This is a genomic window from Flavobacterium helocola, from assembly GCF_038289885.1.
GTDB lineage: Bacteria > Bacteroidota > Bacteroidia > Flavobacteriales > Flavobacteriaceae > Flavobacterium > Flavobacterium cheniae.
This window is the reverse complement of the sequence record NZ_JBBYHT010000004.1, coordinates 312123-337384: the sequence shown is the minus strand read 5'-3', so window position 1 is coordinate 337384 and position 25262 is coordinate 312123. Positions and strand designations below refer to the sequence as shown.

23 protein-coding genes are annotated in these 25262 nt (G+C 33.4%); 11 read left to right on the top strand and 12 right to left on the bottom strand.

The features are described 5' to 3' along the window. Positions 1-832: collagen-like domain-containing protein (locus AAEO58_RS10440; protein ID WP_481129026.1), on the top strand; the 832-nt coding region annotated here is incomplete at its 5' end. A gap of 133 nt (positions 833-965) precedes the next feature. Here the strand turns inward: AAEO58_RS10440 and AAEO58_RS10435 are convergent. The 12 genes from AAEO58_RS10435 to AAEO58_RS10380 form a co-directional block, all read right to left on the bottom strand. Continuing rightward, positions 966-1712, bottom strand: coding sequence for a maleate cis-trans isomerase family protein (locus tag AAEO58_RS10435; protein ID WP_284698689.1), 747 nt, complete (start codon positions 1710-1712; stop codon positions 966-968). Between the two features lie 133 nt (positions 1713-1845). Next, complete coding sequence (locus AAEO58_RS10430; protein WP_341683339.1) at positions 1846-2754, bottom strand: fumarylacetoacetate hydrolase family protein; 909 nt, start codon at positions 2752-2754, stop codon at positions 1846-1848. Between the two features lie 77 nt (positions 2755-2831). Continuing rightward, positions 2832-4007: a retropepsin-like aspartic protease gene (locus tag AAEO58_RS10425; protein WP_341683338.1), complete on the bottom strand. Its 1176-nt coding sequence runs from the start codon at positions 4005-4007 to the stop codon at positions 2832-2834. A 16-nt stretch (positions 4008-4023) separates the two neighbouring features. Then, a complete protein-coding gene (locus AAEO58_RS10420) occupies positions 4024-5136 on the bottom strand; it encodes a cupin domain-containing protein (RefSeq protein ID WP_341683337.1) in 1113 nt (370 codons plus the stop codon). 24 nt (positions 5137-5160) lie between these two features. Continuing rightward, a complete protein-coding gene (locus AAEO58_RS10415) occupies positions 5161-6411 on the bottom strand; it encodes a serine hydrolase domain-containing protein (RefSeq protein ID WP_341683336.1) in 1251 nt (416 codons plus the stop codon). Positions 6412-6414: 3 nt separating this feature from the next. After that, positions 6415-7395 (bottom strand): carbon-nitrogen hydrolase family protein, encoded by a 981-nt coding sequence (locus AAEO58_RS10410; protein WP_341683335.1) that lies wholly within the window; start codon positions 7393-7395, stop codon positions 6415-6417. 61 nt (positions 7396-7456) lie between these two features. Continuing rightward, a complete protein-coding gene (locus AAEO58_RS10405) occupies positions 7457-7879 on the bottom strand; it encodes an acyl-CoA thioesterase (RefSeq protein WP_341683334.1) in 423 nt (140 codons plus the stop codon). Next, positions 7872-8435, bottom strand: a complete 564-nt coding sequence (locus AAEO58_RS10400; protein WP_341683333.1) for a hypothetical protein — start codon at positions 8433-8435, stop codon at positions 7872-7874. The genes AAEO58_RS10405 and AAEO58_RS10400 overlap by 8 nt, the downstream gene beginning before the upstream one ends. Before the next feature lie 5 nt (positions 8436-8440). Beyond that, entirely contained in the window at positions 8441-10021 is a 1581-nt protein-coding gene (locus tag AAEO58_RS10395) for an AMP-binding protein (RefSeq protein ID WP_341683332.1), read from the bottom strand. Between the two features lie 17 nt (positions 10022-10038). After that, positions 10039-10392 (bottom strand): four helix bundle protein, encoded by a 354-nt coding sequence (locus tag AAEO58_RS10390; protein WP_341683331.1) that lies wholly within the window; start codon positions 10390-10392, stop codon positions 10039-10041. A 27-nt stretch (positions 10393-10419) separates the two neighbouring features. After that, positions 10420-12720, bottom strand: a complete 2301-nt coding sequence (locus AAEO58_RS10385) for an oxidoreductase (protein WP_341683330.1) — start codon at positions 12718-12720, stop codon at positions 10420-10422. Positions 12721-12760: 40 nt separating this feature from the next. Continuing rightward, positions 12761-13366 (bottom strand): flavin reductase family protein, encoded by a 606-nt coding sequence (locus AAEO58_RS10380; protein WP_341683329.1) that lies wholly within the window; start codon positions 13364-13366, stop codon positions 12761-12763. Between the two features lie 232 nt (positions 13367-13598). Between AAEO58_RS10380 and AAEO58_RS10375 the strand changes: the two genes are divergently transcribed. From AAEO58_RS10375 to acs, 10 genes are all read left to right on the top strand, one after another. Continuing rightward, positions 13599-14018 carry an IS1/IS1595 family N-terminal zinc-binding domain-containing protein gene (locus tag AAEO58_RS10375; RefSeq protein WP_026725866.1) on the top strand — a complete coding sequence of 140 codons (420 nt, stop codon included), beginning with the start codon at positions 13599-13601 and terminating at the stop codon, positions 14016-14018. 97 nt (positions 14019-14115) lie between these two features. Further along, on the top strand, positions 14116-15492 hold the full coding sequence (locus AAEO58_RS10370) for a porin (protein ID WP_341683328.1): 1377 nt from the start codon (positions 14116-14118) through the stop codon (positions 15490-15492). A gap of 20 nt (positions 15493-15512) precedes the next feature. Further along, the gene (locus AAEO58_RS10365; protein WP_341683327.1) at positions 15513-17054 is read left to right on the top strand and encodes an MFS transporter; all 1542 of its coding nucleotides are present in this window, start codon (positions 15513-15515) and stop codon (positions 17052-17054) included. Positions 17055-17066: 12 nt separating this feature from the next. After that, on the top strand, positions 17067-17282 hold the full coding sequence (locus AAEO58_RS10360) for a DUF6814 family protein (protein WP_264369391.1): 216 nt from the start codon (positions 17067-17069) through the stop codon (positions 17280-17282). 74 nt (positions 17283-17356) lie between these two features. Beyond that, a complete protein-coding gene (locus AAEO58_RS10355) occupies positions 17357-17551 on the top strand; it encodes a hypothetical protein (RefSeq protein ID WP_341683326.1) in 195 nt (64 codons plus the stop codon). Continuing rightward, positions 17544-20237: an ATP-binding protein gene (locus tag AAEO58_RS10350; protein WP_341683325.1), complete on the top strand. Its 2694-nt coding sequence runs from the start codon at positions 17544-17546 to the stop codon at positions 20235-20237. Before AAEO58_RS10355 ends, AAEO58_RS10350 begins: the two co-directional genes overlap by 8 nt. A 6-nt stretch (positions 20238-20243) precedes the next feature. Beyond that, the gene (locus tag AAEO58_RS10345; RefSeq protein ID WP_341683324.1) at positions 20244-20606 is read left to right on the top strand and encodes a response regulator transcription factor; all 363 of its coding nucleotides are present in this window, start codon (positions 20244-20246) and stop codon (positions 20604-20606) included. A gap of 22 nt (positions 20607-20628) precedes the next feature. After that, entirely contained in the window at positions 20629-21210 is a 582-nt protein-coding gene (locus AAEO58_RS10340; RefSeq protein WP_341683323.1) for a DUF3885 domain-containing protein, read from the top strand. Positions 21211-21323: 113 nt separating this feature from the next. Next, the gene (locus tag AAEO58_RS10335) at positions 21324-23219 is read left to right on the top strand and encodes an acetate--CoA ligase (protein WP_341683322.1); all 1896 of its coding nucleotides are present in this window, start codon (positions 21324-21326) and stop codon (positions 23217-23219) included. Between the two features lie 121 nt (positions 23220-23340). Continuing rightward, complete coding sequence (acs, locus tag AAEO58_RS10330; protein ID WP_264369386.1) at positions 23341-25248, top strand: acetate--CoA ligase; 1908 nt, start codon at positions 23341-23343, stop codon at positions 25246-25248. Positions 25249-25262 lie beyond the last annotated feature (14 nt).

Sequence of the window (25262 nt, the reverse complement as noted above, 5' to 3'; positions counted from 1 at the left end):
AGCGACAGGTCCAATGGGTCCTCAAGGTCCAGCAGGATTAAATGGTAATGATGGTTTAGACGGAGCGACAGGTCCAATGGGTCCTCAAGGTCCAGCAGGATTAAATGGTAATGATGGTTTAGACGGAGCAACAGGTCCAATGGGTCCACAAGGTCCAGCAGGATTAAATGGTGTTGATGGTTTAGACGGAGCGACAGGTCCAATGGGTCCTCAAGGTCCAGCAGGATTAAATGGTAATGATGGTTTAGACGGAGCGACAGGTCCAATGGGTCCTCAAGGTCCAGCAGGATTAAATGGTAATGATGGTTTAGATGGAGCGACAGGTCCAATGGGTCCTCAAGGTCCAGCAGGATTAAATGGTGTTGATGGTTTAGACGGAGCAACAGGTCCAATGGGTCCACAAGGTCCAGCAGGGTTAAATGGTGTTGATGGTTTAGACGGAGCAACAGGTCCAATGGGTCCTCAAGGTCCAATTGGTTTATCAGGAGTTCCTACAGCATTTACATTTCTTTCTAAAACAACGAACTATACTATCACTTCTAGTGATATTTTAAACAATGTATTTTTAAAAAACACTAGTAATTCGTTAATTACAATTACACTTCCGAGTGCTAGTATAGCTGGATCTGGTAAGATGATTTATATTACAAGTACATCAACTAGTTTATACCAATCTATAAATGTATTGAGTAATGGTATCGATACTATATATGGTTTTTATAGCAATACAACGGGAACTATGAATATATCAACAATGACTTCTTCTAACATAGGTTGGGTTCAATTGGTTAGTGATGGAACAAGTTGGAATATTTTAGGAATGTATTGGTAATTTTGATAATTATAATATTCTCAGTTAGAATGTAAGTAAATGAATAAAAATTATTATAAGTAAATAATTAGATCAAAAAAAGCTACAACATATATGTTGTAGCTTTTTTGTTTATTATAATCTTAAAAAAAAATTAATACTTTCCACTCAACAATTCACCACCAATAGCTGATTTGGCTTCGATTCCTAATTTCTTCATCATCTCATAAGTCGTGCAAACGGCAGCTGAAGTCACAGGAATTCCACATTCCGCTTGAATCAAATCGATAGCTTCTAATGATGGCATTTGTACACAAGCTGAAGCCACTAAAACATCCACATCCGTTAAATCCAATTGTTTATAAATCTCCAATAAATTCATCGGATTTTGAGCCGCTACTTCTAAGTTATCAGGAATTTCCAATGCAATGCTTTGTTTTACTTTAATTCCTTGATTTTCGATATAATCTACCACCATATCCGTTAACGGACGCATATAAGGTGTAATAATCGAAATTTGTTTTGCACCTAAAACCTTTAATCCATTAATCAAAGCACCTGCAGAAGTTACAATTGGAGTAGGGAAGTCGTTTGCTACCGTTTCTTGATGTAAATTCACTTCCGAAACACAATGATAACCGCGTCCCATACTCATTATGGCTACTAAACATGCATAACCCATTACGTCAACATGAGCATCAGATAATTCTTGCGCACATTTTAAACTCATGGCATCCATAGCTTCCAATTCTTCTTTGGTAACTTTTTTCATGCGCATTCTACTGCTATGAAAAGTGAAGCGTTCTGGTAAGATAGTTTCTCTTGAGCGGAAAATAGCTGGTATTTCGGTTTCCATCGTTACGTTTGATGATGGAACTATTTGGCCTATTCTGTATTTCATTTTTATATTTTTTTGGAACGCGGATGAAACGGATTGCTTACGCAAACGCTAATAACCACAGATTTTATTTTAGAACACAGATTGAAAAAATTGAAATAATTTTAAAAATTTCTTTAATCTGATTTTATTATAATTATATTTCTTTAATCGTATTCACAATTGTACCAATTCCTTCCACAGTAGCTTCCACAACATCTCCATCGTACATCCATTCTTGAGGGTCACGACCTGCGCCAACACCTGCTGGAGTTCCGGTTGCAATGATGTCACCAGCTTCTAAAGTAAAAACTGTACTTAAATCTTCAATCAAATCATTTATGTTGAATAACATCAATTTAGTATTCGAATTTTGTTTTTCAACTCCGTTTACTTTTAAGGATAAATTCAAGTTGTGTGGGTTTTCGATTTCGTCTTTTGTAACGATAACGGGTCCCATTGGAGCAAAAGTATCTTGTCCTTTTGAAACAATCCATTGTCCTTCACGGCGACAATCACGTGCTGATATATCGTTAATTACCGTATATCCAAATACATAATCTAATGCTTCAGATTTTGAAACGTATTTTCCTTTCTTTGAGATAATTACAGCTAATTCACATTCCCAATCTAATTGCGAAGTCAACTTCGTATTTTTGATTATTTCAGTATTCGTAGCCGTAACCGTTGTTGGTGGTTTTGAAAAGATAATCGGTTTTGTCGGAAGCTTACCAGTTGTGTCTAATGTCCGAGCACTTTCTGCCACATGTTCGGTATAATTCAAACCAATTCCGATGATATTTTTTCTTGGTTTTTCGATTGGTGCTAAAATCGTTACTTCGTTCATTTCGTAAGCGATTTCTTCGAAGAAATTCTCAGGTGTTTCGGCAATCATTTCAGTAATTTCTGGAATAATTTCAAATCCCATATCAATTAATTCCAACATATCGTTTGGTAATGGGAAATTAGATATTTCTCCAAAATCCTGCATATCGATTACTTGGTTGTTATGAATGAATCCTAAACGAGGCTCGGTGTCTTGTGTTTTGTATGTAAGTAGTTTCATATATTGAATACCTCTATTTTATAAAATGGATTTCCTACAAGAGGTGAATAGGATTTTAATTTATATTTAAAAAAAATTTAGTTTACAATTTCGATTTCGAATATTACATTTTCTTTATTTTTTATTTTTAAGTAATATCTATCTTTATTTTTCCAATCCTCTTTGTGAGCTAAATAGTTACAAAGTGACATTTCTGAGATATTTTCTTGATCGATACTAATCACTTCATCTCCCGAATTCATTAATTTTTTAAGATTTTCATCCCAAATTAATCCAATAACAACTTTATCATTTAGTAAAGAAGTTTGAAATTTTGGTCTTGGGTCTAGTTCAACTCTATTTACAGGTTCAAAGTAAAATTTTTTATTTATAAAATCAAATGTTAAGTTGCCATGTTTTAAAAAATCTAATCCTATTCTCGAATTATTGTCACTAGTAGTTGAAGTAACCAAATTTTTTAGTTCATATTGATTAAGTAATGTAGTTTCCACTTGAAGCAATTTTTGCTCCGTAGCATTGCCAGAACCAAAAAGTCCTACATCACCAATACCTGTTGAAGTTCCAATAAGATTGAATATATTATGTTTTTCAAAAATTGAATAGGCTCTTTTTGACATATCATAAAGTCCATCCATACCTGTATCAACAAGAACCATGTCTGAAGCTTTCTTGTTATCTTTTCCAATGAATTTTAGTTTAATATAGGGCGAAAGTTGATTGTTAACTAAAACCATTTTCATTGGTTTATTTTCAATTTTCAGTTGTTTTATTTTGTTAGTGATTGTTATTGATTGATTTTGACTATCGATATTTAATATAGATTTTCGAAATAAATTACTACCAATAATTCCGTCAATACCATAACATTTCATTAGATTATGCTTGTCAAAATCATAAACTAATCCCGCTTGATTTTCAAAAGTTAGGTTTCCGATTTTTAATTGTGGAACCATAGCAGATTTCATAGCTTCATTTAAATTATTTGCGTCACTTATATTTATAGAGTCACCAATAATTAAATTATTTTCTTTTAAAATATTATTAGAAAATATATTTGGAGCACCTGTATCTAAAATGAATTTATAAGTTTTTTGATTTATGGTAACGGGAATAACAATCTTCCCTAAAACAAATTCATATTGTATTACTTCAAAATACTCTTTAGAATTTACTGAACCCTGATTAAAATTTATATTTTGCGAAAATGAAATTAAGGGCAATGAAAATATCAAATAGATTATCAAACTTCTCATGAAAATATAATTTTAATTATGTAATAGATTGATATCCATTGTTTTCTTCTAATTCTCTTGATTGAAATAATCCTAAACCTTCAATAACCGGTAAATCATTGAAATTGAAAAGGCAAGCATCTTCTGTTTCCGATAAATTGTGATGTTCGTGACAAGCCCAAGATGGAACGCAGAAAATATCGCGCTCTTTCCAATCAAAACGTTTTCCGTTGATAATAGTGTAACCTTTTCCTTTTGCACATTGGTAAACGAAAGAACCCGTGTGTTTGTGTGCTTTTCCTTTGAATCCTGCGGGTAATAATTGCATCGCAGCTCCCATAGTTTGCATTACATGTCCACCAGTTAATGGATTCGAATATTGCATAAAAATTCCATCAAATGGGTTGACTTCATTCACTTTTTGGGCTTCTAATAATGCTGGATAAACATTTTTCCAAGAATATTTGAATAGCGGAGAATACGGTTTGTCCCAAGTCTTATCCGCTGGAATCAATCCTGCACCACCATATGTCATAGGAGAGAAGTTTAATGGTGCTGTTAATGGTTGTTTACCATCATAAACCGCATAATCATTGGCCTCCAAAGCATTAACTAATGGAATATCCAAACCATCTTGCCAAATACAAGTTTTTCCGCCTTCTTCCACGCCATGCTCGTGCCATGTAGAATTAGGAGTAATGACAAAATCGTTGACTTCTAGCATGATTTTATTGCCATCAACCACGGTATATCCTTTTTCGCCTTCCATAATAAAACGTAGGGCAGAAGCACGATGACGGTGCGCCGAAGTACTTTCTCCAGGGCGCGTGACTTGAATTCCGGTGTATAACCAACCCACAGCTGCAGAAACATCTTTGCGTTTGTCGTTTACCAAATATACGACGCGTCTTCCGGCTTGTTCAGGCGTTACTAATTCGGATGATTTTAAAACTAAATCGCGTAAATCATCATATTTCCATAACATTGGAACCGAAGAAGAACGTGGTTCCCAAGGCTCGATGTCGTTGGCAACTGTCCATAATGCACCAGCACCAAGTGTTTCTAATTCTTTGTAGTACGCAATTAATTCGGGGGAGTCTTGAACACGAGCTCTTCCGTATTGGTCGTCTGAATAATTATTTTCTTCCATAAAATTATTTTAAATCGTATACAACTATTCTAATTTGCTTAATTTGTTTAATTTTTCTGTGTATATATCTAAAGCATCATTAATTTGCTTGTGATATTTATTTGTTTCTGATCCACTTGGATTAGTATTTATGATATAATATCTGGCCGTTTTTTTCTTTTTATCAAATTGAATAACGGAAAAAAGTCCAGGATCTCCTCCAAAATGCCCAAAATTACCCGATGGATAAATAGTCATGGTAATACCAATATTATAATCTCCATATTCGCTTGTATCTCTATCTATGAAGTTTTTAGCTTGAAGTTGCGGTCTAAAATATTCTTGATAACTTTCTTTATTCAATAAAGTACCTTTTCCTAAAAATCCCTTCAAAAGTTCGCTAATATAATTTCCCATATCTTTGGAAGTTGTTAGTAGTCCTCCATCTGGATAGGTATTTAAGGAATAAAATGGATAGGGAGTTTTTTTGTCTTGAAAGGTGTTTGTGCATTTCGAATAATTAACCGAATCAAAGCTCCATCCAGACGAATTCATTTGAAGTGGTTTTAATATATTTTCTGTTGTGAATTTATCATAAGAAATACCAGTTGCTTTTTCTAAGACTAAAGCTGCAAGCGTTGCTCCAATGTTAGAATAGTTGTAAATTTCGCCAGGTTTTTTGTTCAGAAATACATCTTTTAAATACCATTTTCCTTTAGAATCCAATGTGTTTTGCAAAAATTCTTCTATAGTTATTTTAGCCGTTGGTGGATTAAATTTTGTTGGTGAAATATCAATATCAAGATTTTGTTTAAGATTAATAGTGTCGTTTAATACGATTGTTTTTTTCATATAAACTTCATTATCATTTATTGAAGATGTATGTGTGGTTAATTGTCTAATGGTAATTGGAATATTTGGATAATATGGATTAGTGACTTTGAAAGAAAGGTATTTGTTAATTGGGTCATCCAATTGCAATTTTCCTAATTCTTGTGCCTTAAGTATGGCAATACCAATAAATGTTTTCGATACAGATGCAATATTTTGAACCGTATTTTCGTCATATTTTTGCTTGGGTTCCAAATTAGCAATTCCAAAGCCATTTTGATATAACACTTCATTTTCGTTTGCAATTGCTACTCCAAAACCATTAAAGTCAGTTTGCTTACTAATTTTTGTCAATTGTTCTGTAAGTTCCTTTTGAGCTATAAGAAATTCAGAAGAATGTGTTTTTTCCTTCTTAGTACAAGAATATAGAAGCAACGAAAATATAAATACGATTATTTTTTTCATTTTTTATCTCTTATTAAACTCCTCGTGATTATCGATAAATGTGATTTTTCGAGTAGGAGCGGTATTTACTCGTAAATCAAAAATATCAAATCGATTGTAATGTCCTAAAATATCGTGCATTTGTTTCGGTTGGATGCATTTTGCTAAATCAATTTCGGCATACACCATTCCTTCTTCGTCAATTAGTGGTTGCCCAATTACCGCTCCATTTGGACCTATAAATCCAGAGAAAGCAGAACTTTTTCTATCTAATAATTCATCTACATTCGGAACATCGGCACGTAACGCGTCTTTAATTTCTTGCGAAACGGTTGAACACGAAACAATTGTAAATAATTTCCCTTCAAACGAATGTGCAGCGGCACGAATTTTAATTGCTTCTGCCATATCGTAATCTGGTGGTGCTACGGGAAGTGAAATATAATTCGCAATATGAATCAATTCGCCTTGAGAAAGTAGCGTAAAACGTGCTAATGTATTTGTGTTTTCGCCACAAGCTAAGGTTCCAATAGGTCCAATTTCTGTATTGTACACTTTTAACGAAGAACCATCGCCAGAAGACCAGGTAAGTTTTTCGGCCCATGTTGGGACTAACTTTCTGTGTTTTCCAACGATAACGCCTTTGTTGTCGATGATTAAATTGGTATTGTAAATTTCGCCATAGCTTTTGCCGCGTTCGTTGATTCCCATCACAATATGAATGTCATTGTCTTTGGCAGCTAAGCAAAGCTTCTTGATTTCTGGACCTGCTACGTCAACCGAATTTTTATACAATTCTTCGTACCATTTGCTCCCTTGAACTGGCGTCATAATCCAATTCCAATAGGGATATCCAGCGATAAAAACTTCTGGAAAAGCGATTAATTTTGCTCCGTTATTACTAGCTTCTTTAATAAAAGAAATGGCTTTGTCTACCGTTTTTTCTACATTAAGAAATACAGGTGACGTTTGAACGGTTGCGGCTTTGAATTTTTTGAATTCCATAGTTATATAATTACGAATTTAAAATTACGAATTATGAATTGAAACGAGATTAAGTCGTAATTCATAATTGGTAATTCATAATTTTATTCTTCATTTCTTCTGTAAAAGGTTCTGCTTTGATGCCGTTTCTTTCTGGATTGAAAGCTACGTTTACTAAGGTAACTTCGCCTTCTAAAACGGTGTTTTCTGCTTCATTTACAAACTGAAATCCGCAAAGAATAGACGAGTTTTTTAATTCTTTTACCCACAATTTTTTGGTTAAGATTTCTCCCAATCTTGCTGCATTCTTAAATTGAATTTTTAAATCCACCGTTGGAATCCCATTGGTTTCGTGCATTTTTGAAAAAGGACGATCTAAGGCTTCTTCAAACCAATCTTCTACTAAACAGTTTAGCATTTCTAAAAATCGGGGATAGAAGACAATTCCAGCATAATCAACATGTTGGAAGCGTACTTTTTCTTGTTTTGTAAAATAATTACTCATTCTTTTTATTAAATTTCAGTTGTAATTCTAAATCTTTTTCTTCTATTTTTTTCCAATAAGCATCATTTTCTTCTTTTGTATCTTCAAAATAAGTAATTCCGAATTCTTTAAAAAGTTTTTCTTGATATAACATTTTGTTATTTAATACTATAAAATTATCTGATGCTCTTGAGTTCATACAAGAAAAGCATAGTTCAACAAATCCTAAAATAACATCATTTTCATCATAAAAAACAATTGTATGTCTTGGATCGTAACAATTCGCTCTTTCTTCAATATTACTGTTTGATTTTACTAAACTTTTCTTTAGTTTTTTTATTTCATTTAGGTTTAATATGACTTTATTTCTAATGTGTTTTTCTGGAAACTCGACAACACTTTTATTTCTTAAATATTCATATTTTTCATTTCTTTCCCATTTATTTTGATCATAATAGGCATAAATTTCAATTTTATTGGTTCTATTAAAAATTGATTCAATATCATTACTTTCTTTTTTTCTTGATACACAAGAATAAAAGATAACAAAGAGTATTAAAAATATTTTACACTTCATGTTTTCTACTTCAACTTAAATCGTTGTATTTTCCCTGTTTCCGTTTTTGGCAAACATTCCACAAAATTAATTACTCTTGGATATTTATAAGGAGCAGCTACTTCTTTGAACCAGTGTTGGATACGATTCTTCATTACATCTGTTGCTTTAGTTGTATCGTGTAATACAATATGCGCACAAACTAACATTCCTCGTTCTTCATCTGGTAAACCTACTACAGCACATTCCAAAATATCTTCGTGGGTTAAAAGTACGGATTCTACTTCAATTGCCGCAATATTATAGCCAGAAGAAATAATCATATCATCACCACGAGCTACAAAATGGAAATAACCTTCTTCATCTTGACGAAAAATGTCGCCTGTGATGTTCCAACCGTTTTCAACGTATTCTCGTTGTTTTTCTTCTCGGTTTAGGTATTTGCAACCAGTAATTCCTCGAACAGCTAGTCTTCCGGCTTCGTTTTTTTGTAATTCGTTGCCTTGTTGATCTATGATTTTAGCTTCATAACCGGTGATGGCTTTTCCTGTTGCTCCAGGTTTCATGTTTTCTTCATTGGACGAAATAAAAATATGCAACATTTCTGTAGCACCGATTCCATCTATGATTTTTAAACCTGTAGCTTCATACCAATCTTGCCAAATTTTCAAAGGCAAAGTTTCACCAGCAGATACACATTTTCTCAAACTCGAAATATCGTAATCTTGAACTTTTGTGGTGATGATGCGCCAAGCAGTAGGAGCGGTGAAGCAAATAGTTATTTTAAAATCTTGAATCGCTTTCAATAATAAATCTGGACTTGGTTTTTCGATAAGAAATGTTGAAGCTCCAAAATACATTGGAAACAAAACCAATCCACCTAAACCAAAGGTAAAACCTAATGGTGGACTTCCTGTGAAAATATCATTTGGTGAAGGCTGTAGTGAATATTTTGGAAAAGCTTCGCAAATATTCAAAATATCTTTGTGATAATGTGCCGTCATTTTGGGTAAACCCGTGGTTCCAGAAGTGAAACCAATCAAAGCCACCGAATCTGATTTGGAATGATAATTATGGAAAGTTTTTGGTTTGGTAGCCATTAATTCTTCCAATTGCGAATTACCATAAAAACAAGTTTGTTTTAGGAAATTTGACTTAACCAAATGAATTTCTTCTTCCAATTCCTTATCACACAACACATGCGAAATTTCAGCACAATCGATAATCGTAGTCAATTCTTTAGAACGAAGCAATGGCATGGTCGCTACTACAATTCCGCCCGCTTTTAAAATAGCAAACCAACACGCAACCATCATGGGATTGTTAGCCGAACGAATCAAAACGCGATTACCAGATTGTAATCCTAAATCATCTACCAAAACATGAGCAATTTGATTCACTTTTTCAAATAAATCTTGATAAGTCCAAGTTTCCTCAAACGTACGAATACAAATGCTATTTCCACGACCTTCACGAATGTGGTTGTCTAACAATCTATCCACGCAATTCAGCATTTCTGAATGTTGGAATTGAGGTAAATCCAAAAAGGTATATTCTGGTTGTAATTCCAGAGCAGGTAAGCTATTGTGAGCGAAATTATCCTTCATTAATTACGAATTTTAAATTACGAATTACGTAACGTTTTTTGAATAGAACCAATTATTCTAAGTAACTCATCAACATCTTTGAGTAAACTATCAGCTTCCTCAACAGATAAATAATCAGTATCTTTTAATAATCTAATCCAATAATGTGTTTCTCTTGCTTCTTTATATGATATGGTTAATTTGGCGAAAAAATCTTTTCCTGATTGTCCTCCAATGGCTTCTTCAATATTAGCTCCAATTGAAGTTCCACATCTTAATAGTTGTTTACTTAAAACAAATTCTTTTTTTTGTTCAGATAAATATTTAAAAACTTTTATTATTCGAACAGCAAAAGCATAACTTTTTATTTGAACAACATTATCATTTTTCATAATTCGTAATTTCTAATTCGTAATTATTTACTTCTTATTACTTTTCGGTTTTAATGCTTTTTTCATGCCTTCCACTTGTTTTCTTTCTGAAGCCTTAAGTGGATACAAATGAGAAACGCCCATTTTATATGGATTTGGGATATCATTCGCTTGAAATTGTTCGTAAGCTTGTGCGTTTCTAACGAAATTAGCATCTAACAATAATGGTCGTCCCAAAGCGACTAAATCGGCTCTTCCGTTAAGAATTATGGTGTTAATTTGGTCGATGTCTTGAATATAGCCAGCAGTTATGGTTGGAATATGAACGGTATTTCGAACAGCATCCGAAAAAGGTGTTTGCCACATTCTTCCCGTTAATGGTTTTTGTCCAGCGACAGTATTTCCTGTTGAAACATTTATGATATCTGCTCCAGCATTTTTGAAAGCAGTTGCAATAGTAATTACATCTTGTTCTGAAATTCCATTTTCTGCCCAATCTGTTGCTGAAATTCGCACTGAAATTGGTTTTTCAGTTGGGAATACTTCACGAATTGCTTTAAAAACTTCTATTGGATATTTCAAACGATTTTCGATGTTTTCACCAAATTCGTCCGTACGGATATTAGTCAATGGAGACAAGAAAGAAGCTAATAAAAAGCCGTGATGTGCTTGTAATTCAATCATATCAAAACCAGCTTCGTCTGCATTTTTAGTAGCTTGAACGAATTGCGCTTTGATTTCCTCCATATCTTCCAAAGTCATTTCCTTTGGAGTAGCAAAATTATCGTTGAATGGAATAGGAGAGGCGGAAATTAAATTCCAAGGCGTTTCCATTGGTCCGTTGCCTTCCCAAGGTTTTTTAGTAGCACCTTTTCTTCCTGAATGTCCTAATTGAATTCCGATTTTTGTTTCGGTATTGTTATGGATGAAATCCGTGATTTTTTTCCATTGGTTCAATTGTTCTGCATTGTAAATTCCCGCACAACCTTCTGTAATTCTTCCGGTTTCTGAAATTGCGGTCATTTCGGTAATGATTAACCCAACACCACCAGTAGCGCGACTTCCGTAATGGACTAAATGCCAATCGGAAACCAATCCGTCTGTAGCGGAATATTGTCCCATTGGCGCCATAACGATGCGGTTTGGGAGTTCTAGTTCTCTAATTTTAAATGGCGTAAATGCAGCCGAAACAATCTCGACTTCGCTCGATTTGACAAGATTATTGTTAAACTCTTTTAGAACTTTATCTGTAAATGATTTATCACGTAATCTTAAATTTTCATACGTTACTTTCTTAGAACGCGTCATACATCCAAAAGCAAATTGTTGGAACGGATGTTGCATGTGACGATCCATATTTTCGAACCAATCTAAAGAAACGATTGCTGCATATTGAATCATTTCTACTGTATTTCTTCTTGACTTGTCGTATTGTTCAAAAGCGGCTTGCACGTTATTTGGATTCGCAATTACGGCATCTGATAATCCGATAGCACAATCCATTGCTAATTTGGTTCCTGAGCCAATAGAGTAGTGGGCTGTAGCTTTCGCATCGCCTAATAAAACAATATTGTTATGATACCAATTTTCATTCGTTACATGCGGAAATTGACGCCAATGTGATTTGTTTGAAATTAGCGGATGACCATCTAATTCTTCTTTGAAGATTTCTGCGATTTTGGTCATCGTGTCTTCTTCATTTGTGACTTCAAAGCCGTGTTTTTGCCACGTTTCATCTGAACATTCAAAAATCCATGTACTCATGCCTTCTTCATATTGATAGGAGTGAGCAACTATAGTTCCGTGAGGTGTACTTCTGAAGAAATAAGTAAATGCATCTAGCGGTTTTGTAGAACCTAACCAAACAAAGCGGTTTTTCTTTAATTCGATTTTAGTTCCGAATTCCTTTTGGTATTTTGTACGGATAGCACTTGCAATTCCATCTGTTGCTAGAATTATATCAGAATCTGCGAATTGCGATAAATCTTCAACATTTTGTTCGAAATGCAGATTTACGCCTTCTTCTAAACAGCGTTGTTGTAATAATTGTAACAATGTTTTACGTGAACAACCGCAAAAACCATTTCCAGCAATACTTACTTCTTCACCATCACGAGCAACGATAATATCATCCCAATACGCAAATTTGCTACGAATTAATTCGTACGATTGCATGTCTCGTTTTAAAAATTCTCCTAGCGTTTCATCTGAAAATACGACACCAAAACCAAAACTATCGTCGGGTTTATTGCGTTCGTAAATATCGATTTGGCAATGAGGCATTGCTTTTTTTGTTAATATCGAAAAGTAAAGTCCGCCTGGACCACCACCTATAACTGTTATTTTCATGTTTTTAATTGATAATTAACAATGAATAATTGATAATTAGTTATTGTCTTTTGATTGAAAAAATTTCTCCTAATTTACTATAATTTGAACCTGCTAAACGTGCAACTGGTTTGTATTTATCTAAGTTAATCCTATGATTTTCCATTAGAATAGAATCATCTATATGCATCGTGATAATTTTACCAATAATAATACAAGCACCTCCATTCTGATGGTTTTCAATGAAATAATGATGTACCATTTCACATTCAAAATGGACCAAGCTTTCTTTGACACGTTTTGGTTTGATGTAAATAGCATCAATAGGAGTAACTCCAGCTAATTCAAATTCATCAATATCAGAAGCTACGCTTTGAGAAGTGGTGTTCATTTGTTCTACAACTTCTTCCGTAACTAAATTGACAACGAATTGTTTGTTGTCTAATATATTATTTAAGGTGTCTTTGTTTTTGTTTCCAGTTCTAACAGTTGAAAACATAACGTGTGGCGGATCTTCGCTTACTACATTAAAAAAGGAAAAAGGAGCAAGGTTATTAATTCCATTGGCATCAATTGTTGAAATCCAACCTATCGGTCTAGGAATTACAGTTCCTGTTAATAGTTTATATAAAGTGGAAGATTCCGTAGTAGTAATATCGAATTGCATAGTTTAGTGTTGTTTCTACAAATTAAATAAAATAACTATACTATTTCATAACAAAAATGCATTTTTTTTCATTTTAACAAAATTAAAAATGTAGTGATTTTGAGTTTAATTTATACTATTCACAATTTTAAAACCTAAAAATTGAAAGAAGTAAAAAAATAAATTAAAATTTTTATCATATTATTTTTTGTATATTTTGCAAAATTAGTATATTTATGCAAAAATTATATATATGGAGATTTTATCCTGTCCGAAGTGTCAAAGCGACAATATCGTTAAAAGTGGTATCATCAAAGATAGACAGCGCTATTTATGTAAATCATGTAATTATTACTTCACTGTCAATAAATTAGGAAAAAAGATAGATGATTACTATGTAACTAAAGCTTTGCAATTGTATCTAGAAGGTTTAAGTTTTAGAGAAATTGAACGTATTATTGGTGTTTCACACGTTTCTATTAGTAATTGGGTAAAAGAGTTTAAAATCAAGAAACCACCACATCCTAATTACCATCCAACATATAAGATTTTTAAGCATAATGAATTGGTTGAATTCCTTCAAAACAAGGATCAATTGTCGGGTGCAGGTATGATTATAACAGAACTTGGAGATAAGTTTATGCTTATAAAATGGGAACGTTTTAAAGATTAGCTATACTTTTTTACAAAAATATATACTGTAATTTTTTTCGTTAACAGAATTTTAGAATTTGGTCATGCAGAAATGCCCAACTAACCAAATTTTAATTATGAAAAAATTACTAACTATTTCAGGATTATTTTTATCTCTGCTAGTATCTGCTCAGGGTTCACCTGATTACGGTGGAGGTTTAAAATTCAATTTAAATCCAGAAGGAAGCAAATACATGCGCTTTATTGCATGGAATCAAGTTTGGCTTCGTTCAACCGATTTGAATCCAGGTTCTATGATTGGAGATGAATCTGTTTCTTCTTATGAAGATGCTGGCTTACGTCGTTTACGTTTGTTAGCTTATGCACAAATTTCTCCACGTTATATGATTTTGACTCATATAGGAATTAACAATCAAACTTTTATTAATGGTGGCGCTTCAGGTTCGGCTGGAACTGGTGGATATGGAGCAGGAAAAAAACCGGGAATTTTTTTCCATGATGCGTGGAATGAATATGCTGTAGTTTTACCACAAGAATCAAAACCTTTTAGTTTGTCTGTTGGAGCTGGATTGCATTATTATATGGGTTTATCTCGAATGACAATGTCTTCTACTTTGAATTATTTAACTATTGATGCACCAATCTTCAACTGGCCTTTAATTGAAAATTCAGATCAGTTTGCAAGACAAATTGGAATTTTCGCAAAAGGAAAATATAACAAATTCGAGTATCGTTTTAGTATCAATAAACCTTTTTCTACAAATCAAACACCAACAAATGTTACCGATGCAAGCATTGCAAGAGCTGTAGATAATAACAATGTTACTCAATGGTCAAAAGCGGGTTATGTGGAATATCAATTTTTTGATAAAGAAGCTAACTTTTTACCTTATAAAGTGGGAACTTATTTAGGAACTAAAAAAATGTTCAATATTGGAGCAGGTTTTTATAATGCACCAAAAGGAACGCAAACTTCAGTAAACGGAGTAATTGAAGAACATCCAATCAACTTATTTGCTGGTGATGTTTTCTTGGATATGCCAATTGGAGCTAAAGAGAAAAAAATGGCTATCACAGCGTATAGTGTTTTCTATAATTATGATTTCGGACCTAATTATTTAAGAAATCTTGGTATTATGAATGAAAGTATTGCCGATCCATCATTTTCAGGTTCACCATCTCTGGCAGGAGCAGGGAATTTACAACCGATGATTGGTACGGGGAATATTTGGTACACACAAGCAGGGGTTTTATTACCAAGTAAAAGTGAGAAACCAAAAGTAAGAATTCAACCATTTGGAGCTTATACTTATAAAAACTTTGATGCTTTAGAAAAAGCAAGTAGCCAATTTGACTTAGGTGCTAACTTTTTCTTAGACGGTCATCATGCAAAAATTACTACCCAATATTCAACACGACCTGTTTACACAGCAGTTGATAAAATTGACAAGTATAAAGGAGAATTCATCATACAATTACAAATCTATTTATAAACAACTAATAAAATTAAATTATGAGCGATAACAAATCATCAAAAGGAATCTGGAAAGTTATTTCGGCTTCCTCAATGGGAACAATGATTGAGTGGTATGACTTCTACATCTTCGGAAGTTTGGCTGTAGTATTATCTACTAAATTTTTCCCTTCTGACAATCCAACAGCAGCTTTCCTATCAACTTTAGCAACATTTGCTGCAGGTTTTGTAGTTCGTCCGTTTGGAGCCCTTTTCTTTGGTAGATTAGGCGATTTAATTGGAAGAAAGTATACTTTTATGGTTACTTTAATGTTAATGGGTGGTGCTACTTTTATAATTGGATGTATTCCAAGTTTTGAAACCATTGGCTACGCAGCACCTGTTTTAGTGTTAATTCTTCGTTTACTTCAAGGTTTAGCGCTTGGAGGTGAATATGGTGGTGCAGCAACTTATGTAGCAGAACATGCGCCTAAAAACGAAAAAGGATATTGGACTTCTTGGATTCAAACTACAGCAACTGTAGGTTTATTTATCTCTTTGATGGTAATCTTACTTACTAAAGGGCTAATGTCTAAAGAAGCTTTTGATGAGTGGGGATGGAGAGTACCGTTTTGGGTTTCTATTGTAATGGTATATGTTTCGTTCTTGATTCGTAAAAATATGCATGAATCTCCAGCTTTCGCAAAAGCAAAATCGGAAGGTAAAACATCAACAAATCCATTAAAAGAGAGTTTTGGAAATAAATTCAATTTAAAATTTGTTCTTTTAGCATTATTTGGTGCAACAATGGGGCAAGGAGTTGTTTGGTATACGGGGCAATTTTATGCCATGAACTTCTTAAAAACAGTACAAAGTATTGAATCTTCTCAAGTAGATACTCTATTAGGTATTGCGCTTTTATTAGGAACACCGTTTTTCGTATTCTTTGGATGGTTGAGTGATAAAGTTGGAAGAAAAGTGATTATGATGAGTGGTATGTTGATTGCTATTTTAGCGTATCGCCCAATTTATAGAGCCATGTATGCTTCAACAGATTTAGCATTGAAAACAGAAATAGTTAATCAAACTAAAGTAGTTCCTTCTTTAAAAGAAATTGATGCTACAAAAATGGATTCTATCTACACTACAACTAAAGCTTACACCGATGGCACTACTGTAGAAGAAATCAAAACTATCCATTTTGAAAGTGGAAAAGTAATGTTAGATGACAAAGGAAAAGACAGAGTAGAAACCAAAGTGACTAAAATGATTAATAATAGCGACCGATGGTTCTTAGTATTAATGGTTTTTATTCAGGTGATTTTTGTGACTATGGTTTATGGACCAATTGCGGCATTCCTTGTAGAAATGTTTCCAGTTAAGATTAGATATACCTCAATGTCATTGCCTTATCACGTAGGAAATGGTATCTTTGGTGGATTACTGCCTGCTATTTCAACCTATTTTGTTACCACTTCTAAAGAAGCAGGTGATGTAGAGTTTTATTTAGAAGGACTTTGGTATCCAATTGGAATTGCAGCGATATGTTTTGTAATTGGAATGATTTACATCGATAGAAAAATTAATACACTTCACGACTAAAAAATAATAATCATGAACACAATAAAAAAATATTTAGGAATCGTATGGATAGCGTTAGCAATTGCAATAGCCTATTTTTCGATTGGAATTTTTGGAGGTAAATTAACTTCAGGAAAACAAGATGATTTAGTTTTTGGAATTATAGTTTTCTTTATACTTTTACCAATGGTTGTTACCGGATTAACTATTTTTGGTTGGTATGCAATCACTGACGAATATGAAGATTAATTAAAAAAAATATACTTAACTTAGAAGCTCTTATTTTACATAAGGGCTTTTGGGTTTTATAAATAGATATAAAAATGAAAAAAAGACATCAACAAAAATTAGTGGTTTTGTCATTGCTATTGCTTTTGGCGCTCAACTTGCCAATAGTATTATTATTTGATAGTTCCGAAAGTTTTTTAGGGTTTCCTATCATTTATATTTATGTCTTTTCAGTTTGGTTATTTTCGGTTTTAATGTCATGGATTGTAGTTCAACGTTATTATGAATAGTGCGATACTTTTACTTATTCTACTAGGCTACTTAGGTATTCTTTTTTTTATAGCGCATTGGGCTGAAAAAAAAGAAAATATCAAATGGACTAATAATTCATACATCTATTCTTTATCATTAGCGGTGTATTGTACGGCTTGGACGTACTATGGAAGTATTGGAGTAGCAGCAAATTCGGGTTTAGGTTATTTACCCATTTACATCGGACCCATCATTATTATTCCGGCTTGGATTATTATTTTAAAGAAAATCATTCGTATTTCTCGTGTGAACAAAATTTCAAGTATTGCTGATTTTATCTCACTTCGTTATGGTAACAGCCGTTTTTTAGGAGCTATAGTAACTGTCGTTTGTTTGGCTGGAATTACTCCTTACATCGCTTTACAATTAAAAGCAATCTCAGAAACATTTCATATTGTAACAAAAACGAATACAAGTTCTTATATTTTTGATGACACCACGACTTATGTCGCCATCGCTTTAGCCTTATTTGCTTCTTATTATGGAACACGTTATGTAGATGCTTCTGAAAAACGTAAGGGAATTGTAACTGCTGTAGCTTTGGAAAGTATACTGAAGTTAGTCTTCTTTTTAATTGTTGGAGTTTACGTTACTTTCTTCGTTTTTGATGGATACGATGATATTTATGCAAAAGCCTCACTTTTAGAAAACTTCAAAGAAAAAAATACCATCGGCGGATTAGAACAAGGATTAAACTGGTTCTTTTTGAGTATGGTTTCGCTTTTTGCTATTTTCTTATTGCCTAGACAATTCCAAATGTCGGTAGTAGAAAATAACAGAGAACGTCATATTAAAACTGCGATTTGGTTGTTTCCATTATACTTATTGTTGTTCAATATTTTTGTGTACCCAATTGCTTGGGGTGGAAATGTTTTATTTGAAGGTCAAAATGTTAATGCCGATACATATTCACTTTTAATTCCTCAATTTTTCGATAATAAAACCTTAACCGTTTTAGTGTTTTTAGGTGGATTTTCAGCTGCGATATCAATGATTGTCGTTTCGAGTATCAGTTTGTCTACGATGTTGAGTAACAACTTGTTGATTCCGTATACTTTCTTAGGAAAATTAAAAAACGAGGAGCAAATTATCAACAACAAAAAGATTGTAAATATCCGTAAAATCGGAATCTTTTCACTCATTATCGCTGCTTATTTCATTTACCGATTCTTCGCTTTAGATTACAGTTTGGTTTCTATTGGATTGATTTCGTTTGTCATTATTGCTCAATTAGCACCAGCCTTTTTCGGAGCCATTTTTTGGAGAAGAGGTTCAAGATTAGGAGCTATTTATGGAATTTTAATTGGATTTTTAATTTGTATTTATACCTTGTTATTGCCTTATGCTATCGGGTTAACCAATAATGAAAGTTCGTTTATTTCAGAAGGTTTCATGAAAATTGGGTTGTTAAAACCGTTCCAACTTTTCGGATTGGATTATTTGCAACCGGTTCCTCATGCTTTGTTTTGGAGTATGTTGTTCAATACGCTGACTTATTTCGCGGTTTCGGTGAGTTTTAAAGGAAATTATCGCGAACGCAATTATGCCGAAATGTACGTTGACATCGATAAATACAGTACCAATCATGAAAACGCTTTTGTTTGGAAAGGAACGGCTTACACACGTGATATCGAAAAAGTCTTAATCCGATTTTTAGGAGAAGAACGTACCAAACGCGCCATGAATATCTTCAATGTGAAGTACAATGTGGATAAAGATCAAGAATTGGCAGATGCGAGATTAGTGAAATTTGCCGAGAATTTATTAACGGGTCACATTGGAACAGCTTCGGCACGAATTCTGATTTCGAGTGTGGTTAAGGAAGAAAAAGTTACACTTCCTGAAGTTTTGAAAATTCTAGAAGAATCAAAAGAAAATATCACCATCAATAAAAAATTGACGGAAACTTCGAACCAACTCCAAAAAATCACTTCAGAATTACAAAAAGCCAATGAAACGTTGGTACGAAAAGATGTTCAAAAAGATGAATTTTTAGATACGGTAACACACGAACTTCGCACGCCAATTACCGCTATTCGTGCTGCGAGTGAGATTTTGCACGATGATGACGAAATTCCAGAAGAATTACGAAAACAGTTTTTACAAAATATCATTTCCGAATCCGACCGATTGAATCGTTTGATTGATAAAATTTTGGATTTAGAGAAATTCGAAACGGGTAAACAAACCATTCATCCAAGTCAAAACAACCTAATTGCAACGATTGAACATTCGATTGAACCTTTAAAACAGTTGATTAAGAATAGAAATATCAGCGTTTATGTTGAAAGCAAAGACAAAGTTTTGGCTTATTATGACGAAGATAGAATCATTCAAGTGGTTACCAATTTACTATCAAACGCAATAAAATTCTGTCCAGAAACCGATGGTTTAATCACGATTCAAGTCAAAAAGAAAGATAATTTCATAGAAACTTCGGTTCAAGACAACGGAAAAGGTATAAATCCTAACGATTTTGACGTTATATTTGACAAATTTTATCAAGCTTCCAATCAGAATTTCAAAAAACCGGTGGGTAGCGGATTAGGATTGGCCATTTGCAAACAAATTATTGAACATCACAAAGGTAGAATTTGGGTAGAACCAAGTGTAAAAGGCGCTTGCATTGTATTCACTTTACCAGTAAAAAATATTGAAAATTAAGAGACGATGAAAAAGATTTTAATAGTAGACGACGAACCCAACATCGTAATGACGCTTGAATACACCTTTAAGAAAAGCAATTACGAAGTTTTCATAGCACGCGACGGACAAGAAGCTTTAGATATTTTAAAAACGAATTTCCCTGATGTTATCATTTTAGACATCATGATGCCTATGGTAGATGGTTTTGCTACTTTAGAACAAATTAGAAAAGACGCTAATTTACAACACACAAAAGTCATGTTCTTATCTGCAAAAAATAAAGAAAGTGACATTGAAAAAGGTTTAGCGCTTGGTGCTGATGCTTATATGACGAAGCCGTTTTCGATTAAGAAAGTAGTGGAGAAAGTGGAGGAGTTGTTGGGTTAGAAAATATATATTTAGACAAAAAATGATAGGTAGAGAATTTGAAAAATTTTGGAATAATTATTTTAATCAGACTATTCCATTAAATTATCTTTTTAAAGAAGTTTATCATGAAAGATGGTTAAGAATACATAGCCTTCCACAGTCAAAAAGATATCCTGATAATGATTTAGAAATGAATATCATTTTGCAACGACAAAATCAAATAATTTCTGATATTTACAATGAAAATGAAGAAATTTATTTAGTTATGGCAAATATAATTCATAAGAAAGAAAAACATGAACTAATAAATTTTTATCCAAATTTAAATTTTGAAAGAAGTTATTCAATTGAATTGGAAAAGCATTTTTCTAACAACTTTAATAAAGGTGAAATATTAGATGTTTTTGTTTGTGAAAAGAAGTGGAATTTAAATTCTTATGATGAAATTTTAAAAGACATTGCAAACGATATTTCAAGAGTTTTTTTTATTTCATTGAATAATAAAATAATTGTATCACCTTATGATGGAGGAATTGACATTATTTTCAATTTTGAAACTGATAAAAATATACATAAAGAAAAATACAAGGAGTGGATTTCAAATAGAATTGATGAATTATAATTTTTTAATACTTTAAAACTATCTATATCTATTTAGCAACATTAATTCATTTAGCATGATTTTATTTTCTACATTTACTAAAGAAAATAAATCACATAAATTGAATAATACAAATGAATTATTGCGATATATATAATAAAAGTATAACTTATTCTGAAGAATTCTGGAAAGAACAAGCCAATCAATTAGAATGGTACAATCAACCTTCCAATATTTTATCAACTGATAAAAACGGTTATCCATTATGGTTTGCCGATGGAGATTTAAATGCTTGTTATCTTTCAGTTGACAAACACATTCAAGATGGCTATGGCGAACAAGTAGCTATCATCTACGATTCACCCGTTACACAAACTGTTAAAAAGTATACATTTAACGAAGTTAAAACCGAAGTAGCCAAATTAGCAGGCGGTTTATTATCACTTGGTTTAGAAAAAGGCGATACCGCTGTAATATACATGCCAATGATTCCTCAAGCGGCATTCGCTATGTTAGCTTGCGCTCGAATAGGAGTAACGCATTCAGTAGTTTTTGGAGGTTTTGCCCCACATGAGTTAGCTATTCGTATCGATGATTGCGAACCTAAAGCCATTATTACCGCTTCTTCAGGAATTGAAATCGATAGATTAATTGCCTACAAACCTTTAGTAGATGAAGCTATCGAATTAGCCAATCACAAACCAGAAAAAGTAGTGGTTTTCAATAGAAAATTAGGAGCAAGAGTTCCGTTTAAAAAATATGATGTCGATTACGATGCGTTGGTTTATGGTTCTGAAGAAACGCCTTGTATTCCTGTAAATTCGACACATCCATTATACATTTTATACACTTCAGGAACAACTGGAAAACCAAAAGGAATCGTAAGAGATACAGGCGGTTATGCTACTGCACTTAAATTTTCAATGCAACATATTTACGATGCAAAAGAAGGTGATGTTTTTTGGGCTGCTTCTGATGTGGGTTGGGTTGTAGGGCATAGTTATATTGTCTACGGACCTTTAATGAATAGAAATACTACGGTTCTTTTCGAAGGAAAACCAATCCGAACTCCTGATGCGAGTACATTTTGGCGTGTTATTGCTGAACATAAAGTAAATATCATGTTTACGGCTCCAACAGCCATTCGTGCTATTAAAAAAGAAGATCCAAACGGAGAATTCATCAAACAATACGATTTAAGTAGTTTACGAATTCAATTCTTAGCAGGTGAACGTTGTGATGTAGCAACTTTAGAATGGTATCGCGAACATATTCCAGTTCCAGCTATCGACCATTGGTGGCAAACAGAATCAGGTTGGCCAATGATTGCTAACATGATGGGAGTAGAGTATTTGCCTATAAAACCAGGCTCAGCAGGAAAAGCGGTTACAGGTTATGACATTAGAATTTTTGGAGAAAACGGACAAGAGTTAGGTCCAAATGAAGAAGGTTACGTAGTAATTAAATTGCCATTACCGCCAGGAACTTTATTAGATTTATGGAAAGACAACGAACGTTTTAAAGCAGGATATTTAAACAAGTTTCCGGGTTATTATTTCTCAGGTGATGGCGGATTTAAAGATACTGACGATTATATTTACATCACAGGTAGAGTAGATGATGTCATCAATGTAGCGGGTCACCGACTTTCAACTGCTGAAATGGAAGAAATTGTTGCTTCTCATCATTCTGTGGCAGAGTGTGCTGTTATTGGAATTAATGACGAATTAAAAGGTCAAATTCCGTTAGCATTAGTAGTAGCAAAATCTGGTGAAGATATTGAACATTTCCAATTACAACATGAAGTGGTGCATTTAGTTCGTGAGCAAATTGGAGCGGTGGCTTCATTGCGTGATGTAGTTATTGTGCAACGTTTACCCAAAACACGTTCTGGAAAAATTCTTCGTAAAATGATGCGAAGCATTGCTGATGGTGAACAATTTCAAGTTCCATCAACCATTGACGATGAAGCAATTATTGATGAAATTAGAGATGTTTTAGAACATGCTAAAATTGGTTGTTTTAAATAATTTTGACCAATCACTAATTACTTTTTACTAATCACTTAACTATATCTATTTAGCAAGAAAATATAAAATTCTTAAAACAGATTGGTTATCTTTACATTATCAATTAAAATAAAGCTAAAAAATGAGTTATTATAAAATACACGATTTAGAAAACTACTTTAAAATGTATAAGAAATCGGTACGTGAACCAAGAAAATTTTGGGATCGTATTGCCGATGAAAACTTTACTTGGTACCAAAAATGGGACAAGGTTTTTGAAGTAGATATGCAAGAAGCTAACTTTAAATGGTTCTTGAATGCAAAAGTAAATATCACTAAAAACTGTATCGACAGACATTTAGCAAAAAGAGGCGATAAAACCGCAATCATTTTTGAACCAAATGATCCAAGCGAAGCAGCACAACATATTTCTTACAACGAATTATACGTTCGTGTGTCTAAAATGGCAAATGTTTTGCGCGATCAAGGCATTAAAAAAGGCGATAGAGTTTGTATTTATTTACCAATGATTCCAGAATTAGCCGTTGCTGTATTAGCATGTGCTCGAATTGGAGCTATACATTCAGTTGTTTTTGCTGGATTTTCATCTTCGGCAGTTGCTAGTCGTATTAATGATAGTGAATGTAAAATGGTGATTACTTCTGACGGAAGTTATAGAGGTAATAAATCAATCGATTTAAAAGGAATTGTTGATGAAGCTTTAGAAAAATGTCCTTGTGTAGAAACTGTTTTGGTAGTTAATAGAACCAATACAGAAGTTACCATGAAAGAAGGCAGAGATTTATGGTTACAACCTTTAATGGATGCTGCTATTGGTAACAATGTCGCTGAAATTATGGATGCAGAAGATCCGTTATTTATATTGTATACTTCGGGTTCTACTGGGAAACCAAAAGGAATGGTACATTCTACTGCCGGATATATGGTTTACACCGCTTATACCTTCAAAAACGTATTCAATTACGAAGAAAACGATGTGTATTGGTGTACCGCAGATATTGGTTGGATTACAGGTCACTCTTATATTTTATACGGACCACTTTTAAACGGAGCTACAACGGTAATTTTTGAAGGAGTTCCTTCTTATCCAGATTTTAGTCGTTTTTGGGAAGTGATTGAAAAACATAAAGTTACACAGTTTTATACTGCGCCAACAGCTATTCGTGCTTTAGCAAAAGAAAGTTTAGATTATGTTCAAAAATTTCCACTAAGTTCATTAAAAGTAATTGGTTCAGTAGGTGAACCTATTAACGAAGAAGCATGGCATTGGTACAACGACCACGTAGGAGGGAAGCGTTGTCCATTAGTAGATACTTGGTGGCAAACCGAAACAGGAGGAATTATGATTTCTCCAATTCCGTTTGTAACACCTACAAAACCAACGTATGCTTCGTTACCATTACCTGGAATTCAACCTGTTTTAATGGATGAATTGCGTAATGAAATTGAAGGTAATCAAGTAACAGGAGCTTTGTGTATTAAATTTCCTTGGCCGTCCATGGCGAGAACTATTTGGGGTGATCATCAGCGTTATAAAGAAACCTATTTCACTGCTTTCCCAGGTAAATATTTCACTGGTGATGGGGCTTTACGAGATGAAGTTGGGTATTATAGAATTACAGGTAGAGTAGATGATGTTATCATTGTTTCTGGACACAACTTAGGAACAGCGCCAATTGAAGATGCTATTAATGAACATCCAGCAGTTGCAGAAAGTGCAATTGTAGGTTTCCCTCATGATATCAAAGGAAATGCACTTTACGGATTCATTATCTTGAAAGAAACAGGTGAAGGTCGTGATAGAAATAACTTAGCAATAGAGATCAATCAATTGATTTCAGATCAAATAGGTCCAATCGCTAAATTAGATAAGATACAGTTTGTTAGTGGTTTACCAAAAACACGTTCTGGTAAAATTATGCGAAGAATATTAAGAAAGATTGCTGAAGGAGATTTCTCTAATTTTGGAGATATTTCCACTTTATTAAATCCTGAAATAGTGGAAGAAATTAAAAACGGCAAGCTCTAGTTTTTTAGTTTTAT